The organism is Paenibacillus sp. Soil724D2 (assembly GCF_001427935.1).
Lineage (GTDB): Bacteria > Bacillota > Bacilli > Paenibacillales > NBRC-103111 > Paenibacillus_E.
The window spans coordinates 243,256-260,335 of sequence record NZ_LMRY01000023.1 but is presented as its reverse complement, the minus strand read 5'-3'; the positions used below and the strand labels follow the sequence as shown (position 1 = coordinate 260,335).

Here is a 17,080-nt window from a genome sequence, read left to right as displayed (position 1 = left end):
ATGGTTCAGGTGTTAATCGTCGACGACGAAGTGCACGCAGTGAGGGGATTACAGGCTGGCGTTGACTGGGATAAGCTCCATATTTCTACGGTTCACACAGCTCATAGTATGAAGCAGGCACAAGAGATCTTTGCCACATCTCCGATTGATTTGATGATCTGCGATATCGAAATGCCTCAGGGCTCCGGCATGGATTTATTGAGCTGGGTCAGAGAACATTATTCCCGCACAGAGACGATATTTTTAACGTGTCATTCCGATTTCTCGTATGCAAAGCGTGCGATCCAATTGGACAGCTTCGAGTACTTACTCAAGCCTGTGGATTACGAGGAGCTTGAAGATGTGATCCTGAAGGTTTTGGCCAAAATTAAAAAAGATCAGGAGCTTCTTTCTTTCGAGGAAACGTATAAGCATTATTACCAGCTATGGGAGTCCCATCAGCCACTGATGAAAGAACGTTTTTGGCAGGATCTGATCCAACAAACGATTCCCTCCACCAAGGACAAAATAACGGAGCATTTACAAAAGTATAATTTATTATCTTTGGATGCCATGCGGTTTGTGCTGATTATGATTCGCGTTAGGCGTTGGCATAAGAATCTGAATCAGCGGGATGAACGAATTATGGAGTATGCTTTGAAGAATGCTGCGGAAGAGAAGATTACGCGAAACAATCAGCATACAGCGATCATCTCTCCGGACAATGGATGTTTGCTGATCATGATTCCTTACGAACGCCAACATCAAATGAAGGAGCTTCGAGAGGTATGCGAGGAATACGTGCAATCTTGCAACCAATACTTTTACTGTGATCTATGCTGTTACATCAGCGAACCCGCCTCTCTTCATGAAGTCGTTCCTATGGTGCGTAGAATGGACGATTTGGATCGAGACAATGTCTCTATGGTTAATGAAACCATTGTGCTTTGGGATGTGCGAAAAGGGGAGAGCAGGATAGAGCTCCCATCTTTGAATGACTGGGCAGAGTGGATGAAGCAGGGGTCAAAGGAAAAACTGCTAACTGAAGTTAAGTTATTGTTCAAATCGTTAAGGGAGACCAGAGAAGGAATTGGCGCTCCGCTCTTGCATAGCTTCTATCAAGATTTTCTTCAAATGCTTTTCTTCGTTCTTCAGATGAAGGGATTACATGCGAATAAAGTGTTTGCAGCTAATCTATTCACGGAAAAGCCGGAATTAGTACTAAGATCTATTATCGCTTTGGAAGAATGGGTGCAATACGTCATCGAGGTGGCTATGAATCAGATCCATTCAACGGAAGGGGGCATGTCTGTTGTTGAAAAGGTGAAACAATACGTAGCGGCTCATATTTCCGTATCGGAATTATCCAGGGATGTTATCGCGGCACACGTATTTTTAAACCCCGATTATTTGACACGGGTGTTCAAAAAAGAAACAGGCTTATCCATTTCCGACTATTTGCAGCAGCAGCGGATCCAATATGCCAAGGATTTACTTGCGGGCTCGGATAAATCCATTATCGATATAGCGCTATTAGCGGGTTATTCAAATGTTTCTTACTTCTCGACGCTTTTCAAAAAGGCTGTATGTATGAATCCTAATGAATATAGAAAGCAATTTGAGAAAAGATAGAAAGACTCTGCCCTAAAACATAGGCGTGGAGTCTTTTTTTTCGAAAATGTCGGAAAATCTAAAGTATAAAGTCGTATTCGTGGTGAGCAGCCTAGCTCAACTTCTTCTATACTAAACCTATAAAGAGAAGGAGTTGACACCGGATGAACACCAAAGCAGAAGTCTTATACGAAAAAGCAAAGGTTGTAAGGAAGCCGGGTACGCTGCAGAAGACGTTGAAAACGTTTAAACGCTACCGTGCGCTATTTCTAATGGTCTTGCCTGGTATGATTTATTTAATTATTAATAATTATCTCCCAATGTTTGGGATTGTGATCGCATTTAAAAATATCAACTACCGCAAAGGGATATTCGGAAGTGATTGGGCTGGTCTCAAGAATTTCGAATATTTGTTTAAAACCGCTGATGCCTGGGTCATTACCCGAAATACGATTCTATACAATGGGCTCTTCATTATCATCAATTTGGCTCTGGCAGTCGCTGTAGCTATTTTACTGAATGAAGTGAAAAATCGGTTCATGTCCCGTTTTTACCAGAGTATCATTCTATTACCCTATCTGATCTCGATGGTAATCGTCGGATATTTGGCACTTGCCATGTTGAATGGGGAGAACGGATTTCTTAATCATCATATTTTACCGCTATTCGGAATCGAGCCTATCTCCTGGTATTCAGAACCTAAATATTGGCCATACATCTTAACACTTGTGAACATTTGGAAAAATGTTGGTTACTTATGTATCATCTTCTTGGCAGCCATTGTTGGGATCGATAACGAATATTATGAGGCAGCGACGCTAGATGGCGCGAACAAATGGCAGCAAATCCGGACGATAACACTACCGCTTCTATCACCGGCAATCATTATCATGGCCTTGTTAAGCATTGGTCGCATCTTCTACTCTGATTTCGGTTTGTTCTATCAAGTACCTCTTAATTCAGGCCCGTTACAGCCAACAACGGATGTTATTGACACGTATGTATACCGGGGGTTAATGACGCTCGGCGACATCGGAATGTCTTCAGCAGCAGGATTCTACCAGTCAGTCGTGGGATTCGTTCTGGTATTAGTATCTAACTTTATCATTCGCCGCAAAAGCCCGGAACAAGCTTTATTCTAAAAGAAAGGAGCGTGCTACCATGAAATCGAATCACATGAATCAATACGCGGTCAACCTGATCTTTATTCTCATGTCCTGTGCCAGCATTTTCCCGTTTGTCCTGCTTGTTATGGCCTCCTTTACCGATCAGAAAGCAATTATCAACGATGGTTATTCACTCTTACCAAGTGTGTTTAGTCTAGAAGCCTACAAGTATATGATGAAGAGCTCAACTTCGTTGTTTCGGGCTTATGGCATCACGGTGTTCATTACGATTATCGGAACTGTTGTGGGCTTGGCTATCTCGACGATGCTCGCCTATCCTTTATCACGCAGTGATATGCCGCTTCGCAAAGTGATGTCGTTTCTCGTATTTTTCACCCTGCTGTTTAACGGCGGACTTGTGTCGACCTATCTGATTTACACCGAATTTTTCCATATTAAAAATACGATATGGGCGCTTATCATCCCTGGATTGCTGACGAACGGCTTTTACATTTTACTAATCAGAACGTTCTTCAGCACTTCGATTCCGGCAGCGATAATTGAATCGGCGTATATTGACGGCGCTTCCGAATTCAAGATTTTTTACCGCATCGTGCTCCCGCTTTCATTGCCGATTCTGGCTACCATCGGACTGATGCTGGGTATATCCTACTGGAATGATTGGTTTAATGGATTAATCTTTGTAACCGACAGCAAGCTCTTCAGTATTCAAAATATGCTGAATCGGATGCTTAGCGATATTCAGTTCCTTCAGAAGAGCAGCATGACCAATGCTGCACAAGCTTCTTCGAACATACCGACAGATTCGGTTCGCATGGCTATAGCTGTTATCGGAATCGTTCCGATCTTTTGCGCCTATCCATTCTTCCAGAAGTTTTTTGTCAAAGGTCTTACGCTTGGTGCTGTAAAAGGTTAACGAACGAGGCTACTCTTGAATCCCTTCGGATTCGATTAGTATAGATCAACCATTATTCATATACATTAGGGGGATTATGAACCATGGAAAAGAAATGGAAAAGAGCTAGTGGATTACTAAGTGTTGTTCTTGCAACATCGACCTTGCTTTCAGCTTGCGGCAGCAGCAGTAGTGATGATGGGAATAAAGCAGCGACAGATAGCGCTAAGCCTGCCAACTCCAAGCCATATGAAATCACGATGGCGTATATACAGCTAAATGATATGCCTGAAGCGAATCTCGTGTCTGAGGCAATCAGCAAAATTACCAAAGAAAAAATCAATGCAACCGTTAAACTGGTGCCGATCAGCATTTCTGCTTGGACCCAACAAATGAATTTGATGCTGGCAGGAAGCGAGAAGCTTGATCTGATGGTCTCCTCCTCAATTATTGGCAACTTTGGCAGCCAAGTCGCTAAAGGACAATTAGAGCCATTAGACGATTTGCTTAAGAAGCATGGAAAAGGTCTTGTAGACACGGTGGGAATGGATTTGATTAATGGATCCAAGATCGACGGAAAAGTATACGGGGTTCCAAGCTTGAGGGACATTGGCTCCGATAATGGCATCATTATGAGAAAAGATTTGGTGGACAAGTACAAGATTGATTTGAGCAAAATCAAAACTTGGGCGGATCTGGACCCTGTGTTCCAAACGATCAAAGAAAACGAGCCCGGCCTAGCGCCATTGGTTCAGCAAACGAACACTTCTATGCCGGGAACCAATATGTACAACTCTATCGTGGATACATTAGGGGACAACCTGGGTGTACTTGCCGATCCGGGGAACAGCACCAAAATCGTGAATTTGTTCGAAACGAAGGAATTTACAGATGCTATTGCGTTAGCTCGTAAATGGTATCAAGCCGGTTATATTTTGAAAGATATCGCTACTTCGCAAGAAACAGGAGTTAACTTGGTCAAAGCGGGCAAGGCATTCTCATATACATCGAATATGAAGCCTGGATTTGAGCAGCAGGAAAAGAATTTGTCCGGAAAAGAAATGGTTGCTGTTCGTTTGACAAAACCTTTGCAAACTTCCGTTTCGATTACAGGTTTCATGATGTCGATTACTAAAAACAGTCAAGACCCTGAGAGAGCTATGCAATTCATGAATATGATGTACACAGATAAGGACATTGCTAACTTGGTCTCCCTTGGTATTGAAGGAAAACACTATGTGAAGAAAGCGGATAACATCATTACGCTTCCAGATGGCGTCAAACAAAGCGGTTACCAATTCAACCAATGGGAAGTCGGCAATAACTTCCTAACCTATGTATGGGAAGGTACGGACCCGAAAATTTGGGATTTGACGAAAGCGCACAACGACAAGGCTATTAAATCGAAAGCAGTCGGATTCACATTTAACGTAGATCCGGTTAAAACAGAACTTGCTGCTGCGACTAATGTGATCAATCAATATAAAGTAGGTCTGGAAAGCGGTACGTTAGATCCGGCATTGACTGCTGAATTCAATGGAAAGCTCAAAACGGCCGGTCTTGACAAGATCATCGCTGAGAAACAAAAGCAAATTGATGCTTGGGCTAAAACGGCAGGTAAATAAGGATGAACATGAACCGTACTCTACAACAGGTGGGGTACGGTTTTTATTAATTAGATCATGCATTCAGAGTAGGAGGTTACATAGTCATGTTTAAAGTAAAGGATCTTCGTTGTGAATATCAAGTGAATCCGATTGGATTGGATCACAGATCTCCAAGGATTAGCTGGCGAATGCATGCCACTGAAAGAGCCGCCGTACAGTCAGCTTACCGCATCGAAGTGGCGGAAGACGCAGATTTCCAGCAGACGGTTTGGGACTCCGGGAAAGTGGATTCAGATCAATCGGTTCATGTGGAATTGAAAGAGCTTCAAATGGCTGCGCGCAAACGGTATCACTACCGCGTTCAAGCTTGGAACCAGCAAGGACTAAGTTCTGGCTGGTCTGATCAGGCCATCTTTGAAACCGGATTCAAAGGTTCTTCGGAATGGCTGGCTGAATGGATCAGTGCTCCTGGGACGCTGACTGCGGGTGTTGATCAAGTTCCGATGTTTCGACGGGATTTTCTCATTGATGGAGAAGTAAGAGCGGCTCGTGTCTACGCCTCAGCGCTGGGCATTTATGAATTAGAGTTGAATGGGAAACGGGTGGGGGATCATTATTTTGTCCCCGGATGGACCAGCTATAAGCACCGTCTACAATACCAAACTTATGATGTTACGGAACTGCTGAGCAGCGGAAAGAACGGGATTGGCGCCTTATTAGGCAGCGGCTGGTACAAAGGCGTTCTTGGCTGGGACGGAAAAAACGAGCATTACGGAAACCGAACAGCACTTTTGGTGCAAATCCACATTGATTATGCGGATGGAAGGCAAGAGGTCATCGTTTCTGATAGCCGTTGGAAAGTGTCAGGAAGTCCAATCTTGATGTCGGAAATCTATGATGGTGAAACATACGATGCCCGGTTGGAGCGATCCAATTGGAGTCTTGGAGATTACGATGACAGCGGATGGTATCCTGCCGATGTGATCGAACAAAGCAAAGATATTTTAGTGGCTCAGGAGAATGTGCCAGTACGTAAAATTGAGAGCATCCAACCTATCGAGCTCATCACGACCCCCAAGGGCGAAACTGTCATCGACATGGGCCAAAACATGGTCGGCTGGATCCGGTTTACCGTGCAGGGAGACGCTGGTCAGGAGGTCTGCATCCGTCATGCCGAAATATTGGATGCCGAAGGCAATTTCTACTTGGACAACATCCGTAAAGCGAAGCAAACGGTCCGTTATGTGCTCAAAGGAGGAGAGAGAGAAAATTTCGAACCTCATTTTACTTTCCAAGGTTTTCGGTATATCCGGCTTGATGGGTTTCAGGAGCCGATCCGTCTTGAAGATTTTACGGGTATCGTGCTGCATTCAGATATGGAAACAACAGGAGAGTTCACATGCTCTGACCCGCTTGTCAACCAGCTTCAACATAACATTCGGTGGGGGTTGAAAGGGAATTTCTTGGACGTTCCTACGGACTGCCCGCAAAGAGACGAGAGGCTGGGTTGGACAGGGGATGCTCAGGTGTTTGCCCGTACATCCGCCTATTTGTCGAATGTCGTACCTTTCTTCCGGAAGTGGCTTCGCGATTTGAAGGCCGAGCAAGCGGAGCTTGATGGAGGCGTGCCGTTTGTAGTTCCCAATGTTTTGAGTGAGAAAGCGCAGTCAGCTTCCGCATGGGGGGATGCTGCTGTCATTATTCCGTGGACCCTCTATATCTGCTATGGGGATAAGCGGGTGTTGGAAGAACAGTACGATAGTATGAAGGCATGGGTGGAGTATATCAGGCGCCAAGGCGACAACGAATATTTGTGGAATTCCGGCTTTCATTTCGGGGATTGGCTTGCTTTGGATTCTCGGCCAGACAGCTATATTGGGGCTACGGCGCGGGATTTTGTCGCAACGGCCTACTATGCTTATTCCGTATCGTTAGTGCAGAAAGCAGCCGCGGTGCTGGGCAGGTCAGAGGAAGCAGAACATTATACAGAGCTGCATACGCGCATACTCGATGCTTTTACGCAGGAGTTCGTCACGCCTTCGGGTCGTTTATCAGTACCTACTCAGACGGGACAGGTGCTGTCCCTTATGTTTGGACTTGTCGAGGGTGAAGCCAAGGAACGTGCCGTGCACAAGCTGCTGGAATTGCTCGAAGAGGAGAAGTACCATCTTACAACCGGTTTTGTCGGAACCCCTTATTTGAACCACGTGCTAAGCGATAACGGCAAATCGGAATTCGCCTATAAGCTGTTACATCAACAGGATTATCCGTCCTGGCTGTATCAAGTGACCAAAGGCGCCACAACCATCTGGGAGCACTGGGATGGGATTAAGCCGGATGGCAGTTTTTGGAGCCCGGATATGAATTCATTTAACCATTATGCCTACGGAGCCATTGGAGACTGGTTGTACCGTGTTGTTGCCGGAATTGATACGGATGAGCAGCAGCCGGGCTATAAACGGGTGATTATCCGTCCTCAGCCTGGCGATGGTCTGACATTTGCAGAAGGGCGTATCGACACGATGTACGGAGAGGTTAGCTGCCGCTGGACGAAATTGGATGGTGAACGATTGGACATTCAGGTGGTGATTCCGCCGAATACAACGGCTGAAATTCGCCTGCCATATGCTAGTGCGGATGGTGTGACAGAAAGTGGAACAGCTCTTATACAGGCTGCAGGTATATGCAATGTTGAGGTTACGGACACGGGTGTGAGCTTAGAAGCAGGCTCCGGTCAATACAGCTTCAGCTATATGTTGACGCAACCTATTCCGCCGCTTCCGCAAGTGAAGCCGTTTGTATTTGGCTAAGTAGGTTCATTTGATTGATTGGGGTGAAGGTGATCTAGTTAAAAACACGAGTTCTTACTATGCACGCTCGACAGGTATAGCATTTCCTCGGTCAATTATGCTTCAAAAGGAACAATGGTTCGCTATTTCACTGAAAAACCGTGAATTTGCGATGAAAGAGAACGACGATTCGCTATTTGCCGCAATTTCTCTTTTTTCAAGGATATTTGAGAAAATAACGAACTGACGTTCCTTTTCACTGAACAATGTCTGAATAATTGAGAAATAAGGCATCTACGTTCCTCAATGGCTGAAAAGACAAGAAAAATGGCATGCATTTTCCGCTCTCACTAGGGTGTGGCATAAAACTAATTATTAATTAATGGAGGAATAGCTATGAATTCGAAAATTCAAGACCTAATTTCCCAATTAACGCTGGAGGAAAAGGCCGGCTTATGCTCGGGTTTGGATTTCTGGCATACCAAGGGGATAGAGCGGCTTGGAATCCCGTCACTCATGGTGACAGATGGTCCTCACGGCTTACGGAAACAAAAAAAAGACGCGGATCACCTAGGCCTTCATAATAGTGTGCCTGCTACCTGCTTCCCATCGGCCGCGGGCATGGCTGCTTCGTGGAATCGGGAGCTAATCGGCAAAGTAGGCGAAGCATTAGGGAAGGAATGTCAGGCGGAAGACGTTGCGGTTTTACTTGGGCCTGGAGCTAATATCAAAAGGTCGCCTCTGTGCGGTAGAAATTTCGAATACTTTTCGGAGGATCCGTACCTTTCATCGGAAATGGCGGCCAATCACATTAAAGGCGTACAAAGTCAGGGTGTAGGCACTTCGCTTAAGCACTTTGCCGCGAATAACCAGGAGCATCGGAGAATGTCCGTTGATGCCGTTATTGACGAGCGCACGCTGCGGGAAATTTATTTGGCCAGCTTTGAAGGCGCTGTTAAGCAGTCACAGCCGTGGAGTGTGATGTGTTCGTACAATCAAGTCAATGGCGAATATGCTTCGGAGAACGCTTTTTTGCTAACAGAGGTTTTGCGGGATGAATGGGGTTTTGAAGGCTTTGTAGTTTCAGACTGGGGTGCGGTTAACGAACGTGTAAAATCTCTCCAGGCTGGCTTGGAACTGGAAATGCCTTCAAGCGCTGGCATCGGAGATGCTAAGATTGTTGCGGCAGTAAGAAACGGCGAGCTTTCGGAGGAAACGCTGAATCTTGCGGTTGAACGGATGTTGACCTTCATCTTTAAAGCTGCAGATAGCAGTAAGACAGACGCAGTTTACGATACTGCAGCCCATCATCGGTTGGCTCGAGAGGCTGCACATGAAAGCATGGTGCTTCTCAAGAATGAAGGGGGGATTCTACCGCTTCGTAAGCAAGGGAAGATTGCTGTAATTGGTGAATTTGCCAAGAATCCGCGTTACCAAGGCGGCGGCAGCTCCCATGTCAATCCGACCAAGCTGGATGATGCGCTAGAAGAAATGATGAATGTGGCAGGAGATGCGGCACAAATCATTTATTCACAAGGCTACAAGCTGGATAGCGACGAAATCGATGAAGATTTGGTAAGGGAAGCAAAGGAAACGGCGGCAAAGGCGGATGTAGCGGTACTATTTGTTGGATTGCCTGATCGTTACGAATCGGAAGGATATGATCGTACGCACATGGCCATTCCAGTCAATCATCGTACACTGATCGAAGCGGTTGCGGAAGTCCAAAGCAATCTCATCATTATTTTAAGCAACGGCTCGCCGGTTGAAATGCCTTGGATTGACAAAGCGAAAGCCGTGTTGGAAGGATATCTAGGGGGTCAAGCTTTTGGCGGTGGGGTAACCGACTTATTGTTTGGCATTGCGAACCCAAGCGGCAAGCTTGCGGAAACGTTCCCGGTGAAACTAAGTGACAACCCCTCCTTCTTGAATTTCCCAGGTGAAGGCGACAAGGTTGAATATAAAGAAGGCGTATTTGTCGGTTATCGTTATTACGACACCAAAGAGATTGAGCCTTTATTCCCATTCGGGTTCGGCCTCAGCTACACCAATTTCGCATACAGTGATCTGCGGGTAGACAAATCAGCGATCAAAGATAATGAGACGGTTACCGTTCAAGCGACTGTGAAAAATACAGGGGACTATGCCGGAAAAGAAATCGTCCAACTCTATGTCAAGGATGTTCAGAGCAGTGTCAATCGTCCGCAAAAAGAACTGAAAGGCTTCCAAAAAATCGAGCTGCAGCCAGGAGAACAACAAACCGTTACCTTTGTGTTGGATCAAAGGGCTTTCGCATATTACAACGTTCAAATTGCCGATTGGCATGTGGAAACCGGGGCATTTGACATCTTACTTGGAAAATCTTCGCGAGATATCGACCTTCGTGTAACGATTGAGGTCGAATCTACGGTCACCCTACCGGGGACGTATAATCGCAACTCGCTAATCGGCGACTTGATGGCTAATCCGCTCACGGCAGATAAAGCGAAAGAATTTATAGGGAAATTCGGCTTTGATGCTCTTTTGGGCGACAATCCCGACATGCTGATGGCTATGATGAGATATATGCCGCTGCGCGCAATGATTGGCTTTGGGCAAGGGCAATATTCTGAAGAGATGTTGGCTGACGATTTAAAGAACTTGAACGCCATCTCGGAAAGAAAAGTAAACGTTAGTACGCGATAAAAGGGGTGAGACAGGCATGGTTAATCTGAAAGTTAAACCGTTTCATTTGGACGAAGAAGCGATTCAATGGGTCAACGAAACATTACGTGAATTATCTTTGGAAGAAAAAGTGGGCCAACTGTTCATTACTGTCGATCTACCGTTCGATACTGGAGCCAAAAAGGATTTGCTTAGTATTGGCCCAGGGGGAGTCCATGTATTTGGATTTTCCCCAAATGCAACGAAGCAGCATCAGGCAGCTATCATCCGTGACTTGCAAAAGCGCAGTAAAGTACCGCTGCTTGTTTCAGGCGATCTTGAAAATGGCGGACAAGGCGGGGCAGCCGATGGAACGAATTTGGCTTCAAACATGCAGTTAGCTGCCGCAAACGATCCAGACCTAGCAACCTCGTTTGGAGCTGCAATAGAAGCCGAGGGTCACGCTATGGGGTTCAACTGGGTGTACGGACCGGTCATTGATATCAATTACAACTATCAAAATCCCATCGTCAACATTCGGGCATTCGGTGATACGCCAGGTATCGTGGAACAGACTGCGCTACCCGTTATGAATGCTATTCAGAAGAACAACCGGATGGCTGCCTGCGTGAAGCACTGGCCTGGTGACGGCATGGATGACCGAGACCAGCATAAGGTGCTCACGAATAATACGTTAACGATGAAAGAGTGGCGTGAGACCTACGGCCGTGTGTATAAATCGGCGATCGAGAACGGGGTCAAAACAATCATGAGCGCTCACATCACGCTGCCAAGCTATTATGAAGAATTGGGAATCACGGACGTAAGAACTAAACATACACCGGGATCTTTATCGTCTGAATTGAACATGAAGCTTCTACGGGAGGAGCTTGGGTTTAACGGACTTATCGTTTCCGATGCTACCTCGATGATTGGCATGACGAGCTTTGGCCGACGTAAAGATATCATTCCGCAATGTATTGCGTCGGGTGTTGACATGTTCCTGTTTACGAATAATATGCAGGAAGATTTTCAGGCTATGCTTCAGGGCGTCCAGGACGGTGTGCTCACGGAGGAACGGCTGAATGAGGCGGTTACCAGAATACTGGCTCTGAAAGCGTCACTTGGTCTACATTTGACTCTGGCGGATGAGAGGGATCTTGACGTGGTAGGTTCAGCCGACCATCTGCAGCTTGCAGCGGAAATTGCGAGCAAATCGGTAACGCTGGTTAAGGACACTCAGGGCCTTCTACCTCTAACCCCGCAAAAGCAGAAGCGTATTTTATTATTAGCTGCTTCGGATGAGGCTTCCTTTTTTGCAGATAAGGCCGCAACGGGAGACGAGTTTGCCCGGATGCTAAGTGAAGAAGGCTTCACGGTTGTTCGGGAATATGACGTGAAAGAAGAGGGCAACGAAATAGATGCGGTAGTCTTTCTTGTTCAGAAATCGCCCGGATTCATGCAAAATTCCATGCGTCTCTCACCCCAGGAGACAGGAGGACTCTTCAAATGGTACCCTACACAGGTGCCGACTATCTTTATCTCGCTGGGAAATCCGTACACGCTATATGAACTCCCGTCTATGCCTACGATGATTAATGCATATAACGCGACTTTGGCCGTACAGAAGGAAATCATTAGATGTATGATTGGTAAGCAGCCATTTCGTGGTGAGTCTCCAATTGATGCTTTCTGCGGTCTTGAGTGGGCTAAGTTATAAATGAGAGTAGAATAGTTAGCGTAGGAACCTGTCCTTTGGGCAGGTTTTTTTGTTGTTATCTAGAAACTATGATTATCGGATTGTGAGTTTAAAAAGGGGGGCTGGCCATGCAAAAGATTGTTGTCGTAACAGACTTTGACGGAACATTGATGGATCAGGATGTTGGCGATGTATTAATGGAAGGATTAGATGTGCTAAATGAACCGAAGGTAACTGAAGCATCGAGACTTTTCCGAGAGAAAAAGGTCGGTTCTTTGGCTTGGATTGAAGCGGCATACCCTATGTTTGCGGGTCGGCAGGAGCAGGTTGATCAGCTGATAGAACAAGTGAATTTGCGCGAAGGAGCACGCGATTTTATTGATTTTTGCCAGCAGAAAGATGTGCCCGTTACGGTTTTAAGTGATGGGATGCTTTATTATATTGAGCAAATTTTAGGTCGTGAGCAGGTAATAGTGGACCGAGTTATCGGGAATCCGATTACCTATTTGGAGGATGGTCAATTTCAGTTCGGGGTTCAGAATATGAATCAAGCATGCAAATGGTGCGGGTGCTGCAAGGCAAGTGTTGTTAAGCAGCTCAAAGAGGAAGGATGGCTTGTCATTTATATTGGTGATGGCAGCAGTGACTATTATGGCTCCGGCTTTGCCGATTGGATTTTTGCGCCAGCGAGTCTTGCTAGATATTTAAATGAGGAAGGAACGGCCTATTATCCTTTTGAGACGTTTCATGATATTTTAAACATACTAAGATCAGCTTGGGATTCGTTTCTGAGTGGCACCGCAATTCACCGTCTTGAAGGGAGATTTCCTGCTGCCTGTAAATTTCCGGAATAGGATAAAACCAGCTAAGGGAATGCCACATGCAACCCCCTAGCCAGCTAGATGTTGTAGTCATTCGAGATGTTCTTTGAGTGTTTCTACGAGTTGGTTTTGAATATTTGCCTCACTATGCTGCCATATGATTTCGAAAAGCACACCAAGTCCGGGCAAAACCCGTTCTTCTCCGCCGATGGAATCCTCAATAACTTCCTGAAGCTCATTATTCGATTTATTCTGGACTCGCTGAACGATGGCCTGTCTTAAAGTGATGTTCATTCGTGGACCTCGCTTCCATTTCGTTATCGTTATTAATATGCGCAAGTTTCTAGCCGTTCATCCTTCCATACTTCGCCACCTTTTCATGCATAGTGAGATGGGTACCGTGTGTATGTTATAATATAATCATCTTAGGAATTTGGAGGACACGCCAACGGTGAGAAAGCAATTTGCGATTATTGGAATGGGAAGATTCGGGTCTAGCGTCGCTAAAACATTGTCACAATTAGGGTTTGAGGTCCTTGCTATTGATCATCGTGAAGAGACGGTTCAAGAGGTTTCTGCTTTCGTCACACATGCCGTTCAAGCAGATTCTACGGATGAAGAAGCGCTGCGAGCTCTAGGTATTCGTAATTTTGACGTTGTGGTTGTGGCTATTGGTGAGGATATTCAAGCGAGTATTCTGACTACATTAATCCTCAAAGAAATGGGCATACCTACGATTATAGTGAAAGCTGTTAATGATTTGCATGGAAAAGTGTTAAAGAAAATTGGCGCAGACAAAGTCGTTTATCCAGAAAGAGATATGGGACAGCGTGTGGCGCATCATCTGATCTCATCTAATATTATTGATTACATAGAGCTTTCTGCCGATTACAGTATCGTTGAGATTAAGGTATCTACACAAATGATTGGTAAAAGCCTCAAACAGCTGGATATCCGGGCTAAATATGGCTGTAATGTTATTGCGATCAAACAAAATGAACAGCTGATTATTCCGCCAATTGCGGAAGAGCCGCTTCGAATGGACGATATCTTGGTTATTGTTGGAAAAAATTCAAATCTTCAAACTTTTGAAGTGACTTTTGCAGAGTAGGTAAAGATAAATGACAAGTGCACATACGGAAATTATGTCTGTTCAGAATGCCAGAGTCAAAGAATGGGCGCAGCTTTTAGAACGCAAGGGCAGGGACAAACAAGGAAAATATATCATTGAGGGTTATCATCTGGTTGAGGAAGCATTGCGTGCGGGAGCTCCGGTGGAGACCATTATGTATAGCTTGGAAAAAGGGGTTCCTGCTGGGTTAGCTGAGCAGGTCACCCCATCTGTGGAATGGATCGGCGTCAGCCAGGCTGTGCTGGAAAAATGCTCAGATACGCAGACGCCGCAGGGGGTTTTGGCTGTTGTGGCTCGGCCGCAGCTTGGCATGGACGAGCTGCTCGCCGGCGAGCATGATCTTGTGGTCGTCCTGGACGGCGTTCAGGACCCAGGCAACCTGGGCACGATCATCCGCAGCGCGGATGCCGTCGGGGCCAAGGCTGTTGTGCTCGGCCGCGGCACGGTCGATCTGTACAATCCCAAGACGATCCGCTCGACGATGGGATCGATGTATCATCTGCCGATTGTGGAGGCAGATCTGCTCGAGCTGCTGCCGCGGGCGCGTGAGCGCGGCGTGCGGCTGGTGACCACGAGCCTGCAGGCGCAGAGCTCGTGCTACGACACGAACCTGCGGCAGCCGACGTGGCTGATCCTCGGCAACGAAGCCAAGGGCGTGTCGCCGGAGGTCGCTGCACAGTCGGATGTGCAGGTGATCATTCCGATGCAGGGTAAAGCGGAATCGCTGAACGTCGCGATGGCCGCGACGGTGCTGCTGTTTGAGGCTTCGCGGCAGCGGTTGGTTCCATCGAAAATAAACTCATAACTGTGAGTTGTAATTCACTTTGTCACCGTTTGTAATATAGTTTGTCATAGATTTGGAACGTAGATTTGTCACAACTAATTCAGTCCCGATGTGGCTCAAAGCCTTGATACATCGGGCTTTTTTGTGCAATGAATGAGTGGGAATATATTTGAATTTGCAAGGACACCAAACAAAAGTTCTTGAAATTTATCATTTAAATCTCTGTAATGACTATTGTCATAAACCGGTTTTCTTCAAGGAGGATTACAAGAACATTATAGGAGAAAACGTAAAAAGATTGAGAAAGATACATAACTTAAACCCAAGTTGAATTTTCCAACCTGATCGGTGTTTCTCAAGGCAGTCTAAGTGATATTGAATCAGGTAAAAGTAAACCTTCTATAGATTTGCGGCAGCCGACCAGAATGAGCGACTGCATTTTCGTTGAAATGTGGTATATACGATGTCTGTAAAACGAAAGAATGTAAGTATATCGAGCATATTGAGAATTATTTCGATGATTCAATTTTGCTGTTTACCTGCCCAGATAAGGATCCAGAATATTTAGCCAAGAGTAAGAGAGATAAAGAATTATTTCAATTCAAGATTTCAATGAGTTTGAGAGATAATATTTTATAAATGGGTACGATTCAGATTGTCATCGGACAATTAGCAGGGGCATTTGAGTGAAGTGATAAAATAAACAATAAAAATGAAATACTTGATTGTGACACAAGAAGCTGTAAATATCACCTGTCGGAAGACAATAACATTGTCCATTCCCTACGGCCTTTTGAAGTGCAGAAGCGAGTGATTAATTACTGACTCCGAGCGATTCGGAATTCATCAGATCAGGCTGGGGTTCAGCTTTCGCAATTTAGCGTTGTGGCTTAACTATAACCCATTCAGCTCCCTCAGTCCGATTCAGTTTTCTCACGACGAATACCCGCTTCGCTTATTCGCGGGATTTCACACTTGCCAGTAGTACATAAAGATAGTAAGAGAACCCTTTAGGATTTCGATATTTCATGTAAATATCAAGTGTGGTTGGCTTGATTCCAGTATCTAGTAAGAGCGAAGAAGATAATAAAACAAACCGATTTTCCTGAGTCCATACCATAGCATTATCTGTAGAGACGGCGACAGCCTTTGCAGACAGCAGTATACAAAAAGAGGCTGGGATCGTCCGAATGGGAACATCCTCAGCCTCTTGCTTATGAATGGGGGAGTTAAGGTTTAAATCCTAATGCTTGTGACAGTTCTAAAGCTGTCTGCTTTAATTTCATGATGAAATCGGAATGTTCGGATGTATCAAGTACATCATTCATAAACACCACCGTCAATGCGGCTAAGATAGATCCATTCAGATCCAATACCGGACAGCTAACAGCCGTGATTCCAGCAACTAAGGTTCCGGAGGTTAAGGCAAAGCCCTTGCGCTTAACCTCCTCTAGCTCCTTAAGTAACAGATCTTGAATTTGATCCGTTTTTAGCTCACTTAATATTAGCGATTGTGTTTTATCTTTTGGCAAATAAGCGCTAAATAATCTTCCGGGAGCACTTTCAGTCACGCTCACCCGAGAACCAGCTTTGATTCCTAAATTTACGGCTCGGTTACTTTGTTCCCATCTGACAAAGAAGGGACCACTTTCTCCCCAAATGGCAAGCGCAACGGTTTCATTTAGCGCTTCTCTGAGCTTAGTTATATAAGGGAGACAAATATCTTGGATATCAAGTTTTTCAGATGCTTTGAGCCCAAGAAGAATCAACTCCGTACCTAACGAATACTTGAGATCTTGGTTTTTTTGAAGAAATCCTGCTCTTGTAAAACTCGTGAGATATTTATGAAGCTTGCTCTTGGAAATGTCGCATAAAATGGATATTTCCGTTGCGGTTAGTGGCTTTCTTTCCTCCGAAATCTTCTTTAGAATACCCAATCCCAATTCAACAGACTGGATGCCATGCCCCTTTGATTCCGTTGCCATATCATTCA

The 17,080-nt window shown here is 45.4% G+C and carries 12 protein-coding genes and 1 pseudogene; 11 read left to right on the top strand and 2 right to left on the bottom strand.

The window, feature by feature from the left end; translation table 11 throughout:
• The 8 genes from ASG85_RS20425 to ASG85_RS20385 all read left to right on the top strand — a co-directional run bounded on the left by ASG85_RS20425 (position 1) and on the right by ASG85_RS20385 (position 13,204).
• Positions 1-1,611 carry a response regulator transcription factor gene (locus ASG85_RS20425; RefSeq protein WP_057307682.1) on the top strand — a complete coding sequence of 537 codons (1,611 nt, stop codon included), beginning with the start codon at positions 1-3 and terminating at the stop codon, positions 1,609-1,611.
• A gap of 143 nt (positions 1,612-1,754) precedes the next feature.
• Positions 1,755-2,732 (top strand): ABC transporter permease, encoded by a 978-nt coding sequence (locus tag ASG85_RS20420; protein WP_060647619.1) that lies wholly within the window; start codon positions 1,755-1,757, stop codon positions 2,730-2,732.
• 19 nt (positions 2,733-2,751) lie between these two features.
• Entirely contained in the window at positions 2,752-3,633 is an 882-nt protein-coding gene (locus ASG85_RS20415) for a carbohydrate ABC transporter permease (protein ID WP_156396700.1), read from the top strand.
• An 83-nt stretch (positions 3,634-3,716) separates the two neighbouring features.
• On the top strand, positions 3,717-5,237 hold the full coding sequence (locus ASG85_RS20410; protein WP_057307680.1) for an ABC transporter substrate-binding protein: 1,521 nt from the start codon (positions 3,717-3,719) through the stop codon (positions 5,235-5,237).
• A gap of 86 nt (positions 5,238-5,323) precedes the next feature.
• A complete protein-coding gene (locus ASG85_RS20405; protein WP_060647618.1) occupies positions 5,324-8,029 on the top strand; it encodes a glycoside hydrolase family 78 protein in 2,706 nt (901 codons plus the stop codon).
• 375 nt (positions 8,030-8,404) lie between these two features.
• Positions 8,405-10,693, top strand: a complete 2,289-nt coding sequence (locus ASG85_RS20395; protein ID WP_060647616.1) for a glycoside hydrolase family 3 C-terminal domain-containing protein — start codon at positions 8,405-8,407, stop codon at positions 10,691-10,693.
• Between the two features lie 16 nt (positions 10,694-10,709).
• The gene (locus ASG85_RS20390) at positions 10,710-12,371 is read left to right on the top strand and encodes a glycoside hydrolase family 3 protein (protein ID WP_060647615.1); all 1,662 of its coding nucleotides are present in this window, start codon (positions 10,710-10,712) and stop codon (positions 12,369-12,371) included.
• A gap of 107 nt (positions 12,372-12,478) precedes the next feature.
• Positions 12,479-13,204: an MtnX-like HAD-IB family phosphatase gene (locus tag ASG85_RS20385; protein WP_060647614.1), complete on the top strand. Its 726-nt coding sequence runs from the start codon at positions 12,479-12,481 to the stop codon at positions 13,202-13,204.
• 57 nt (positions 13,205-13,261) lie between these two features.
• Here ASG85_RS20385 and sspI read toward each other — a convergent pair whose 3' ends face one another.
• A complete protein-coding gene (gene sspI / locus ASG85_RS20380; protein WP_057307674.1) occupies positions 13,262-13,465 on the bottom strand; it encodes a small acid-soluble spore protein SspI in 204 nt (67 codons plus the stop codon).
• 157 nt (positions 13,466-13,622) lie between these two features.
• On the opposite strand from sspI, the gene ASG85_RS20375 reads away from it, so the two are divergent.
• The 3 genes and pseudogenes from ASG85_RS20375 to ASG85_RS39955 all read left to right on the top strand — a co-directional run.
• Complete coding sequence (locus ASG85_RS20375; RefSeq protein WP_057307673.1) at positions 13,623-14,282, top strand: potassium channel family protein; 660 nt, start codon at positions 13,623-13,625, stop codon at positions 14,280-14,282.
• 10 nt (positions 14,283-14,292) lie between these two features.
• A complete protein-coding gene (locus tag ASG85_RS20370; protein WP_057307672.1) occupies positions 14,293-15,108 on the top strand; it encodes a TrmH family RNA methyltransferase in 816 nt (271 codons plus the stop codon).
• A gap of 311 nt (positions 15,109-15,419) precedes the next feature.
• A pseudogene (locus tag ASG85_RS39955) lies at positions 15,420-15,560 on the top strand (helix-turn-helix domain-containing protein); the annotation flags it as partial.
• Positions 15,561-16,316: 756 nt separating this feature from the next.
• Here ASG85_RS39955 and ASG85_RS20365 read toward each other — a convergent pair.
• Entirely contained in the window at positions 16,317-17,072 is a 756-nt protein-coding gene (locus ASG85_RS20365) for an IclR family transcriptional regulator (RefSeq protein WP_057307671.1), read from the bottom strand.
• Positions 17,073-17,080 lie beyond the last annotated feature (8 nt).

What these genes read in the sequence shown, in the direction of transcription:
- ASG85_RS20425 (WP_057307682.1), top strand. Translation starts at nt 1, where the DNA reads ATGGTTCAGGTGTTAATCGTCGACGACGAAGTGCACGCAGTGAGGGGA.
- ASG85_RS20420 (WP_060647619.1), top strand. Translation starts at nt 1,755, where the DNA reads ATGAACACCAAAGCAGAAGTCTTATACGAAAAAGCAAAGGTTGTAAGG.
- ASG85_RS20415 (WP_156396700.1), top strand. Translation starts at nt 2,752, where the DNA reads ATGAAATCGAATCACATGAATCAATACGCGGTCAACCTGATCTTTATT.
- ASG85_RS20410 (WP_057307680.1), top strand. Translation starts at nt 3,717, where the DNA reads ATGGAAAAGAAATGGAAAAGAGCTAGTGGATTACTAAGTGTTGTTCTT.
- ASG85_RS20405 (WP_060647618.1), top strand. Translation starts at nt 5,324, where the DNA reads ATGTTTAAAGTAAAGGATCTTCGTTGTGAATATCAAGTGAATCCGATT.
- ASG85_RS20395 (WP_060647616.1), top strand. Translation starts at nt 8,405, where the DNA reads ATGAATTCGAAAATTCAAGACCTAATTTCCCAATTAACGCTGGAGGAA.
- ASG85_RS20390 (WP_060647615.1), top strand. Translation starts at nt 10,710, where the DNA reads ATGGTTAATCTGAAAGTTAAACCGTTTCATTTGGACGAAGAAGCGATT.
- ASG85_RS20385 (WP_060647614.1), top strand. Translation starts at nt 12,479, where the DNA reads ATGCAAAAGATTGTTGTCGTAACAGACTTTGACGGAACATTGATGGAT.
- sspI (WP_057307674.1), bottom strand. Translation starts at nt 13,465, where the DNA reads ATGAACATCACTTTAAGACAGGCCATCGTTCAGCGAGTCCAGAATAAA.
- ASG85_RS20370 (WP_057307672.1), top strand. Translation starts at nt 14,293, where the DNA reads ATGACAAGTGCACATACGGAAATTATGTCTGTTCAGAATGCCAGAGTC.
- ASG85_RS20365 (WP_057307671.1), bottom strand. Translation starts at nt 17,072, where the DNA reads ATGGCAACGGAATCAAAGGGGCATGGCATCCAGTCTGTTGAATTGGGA.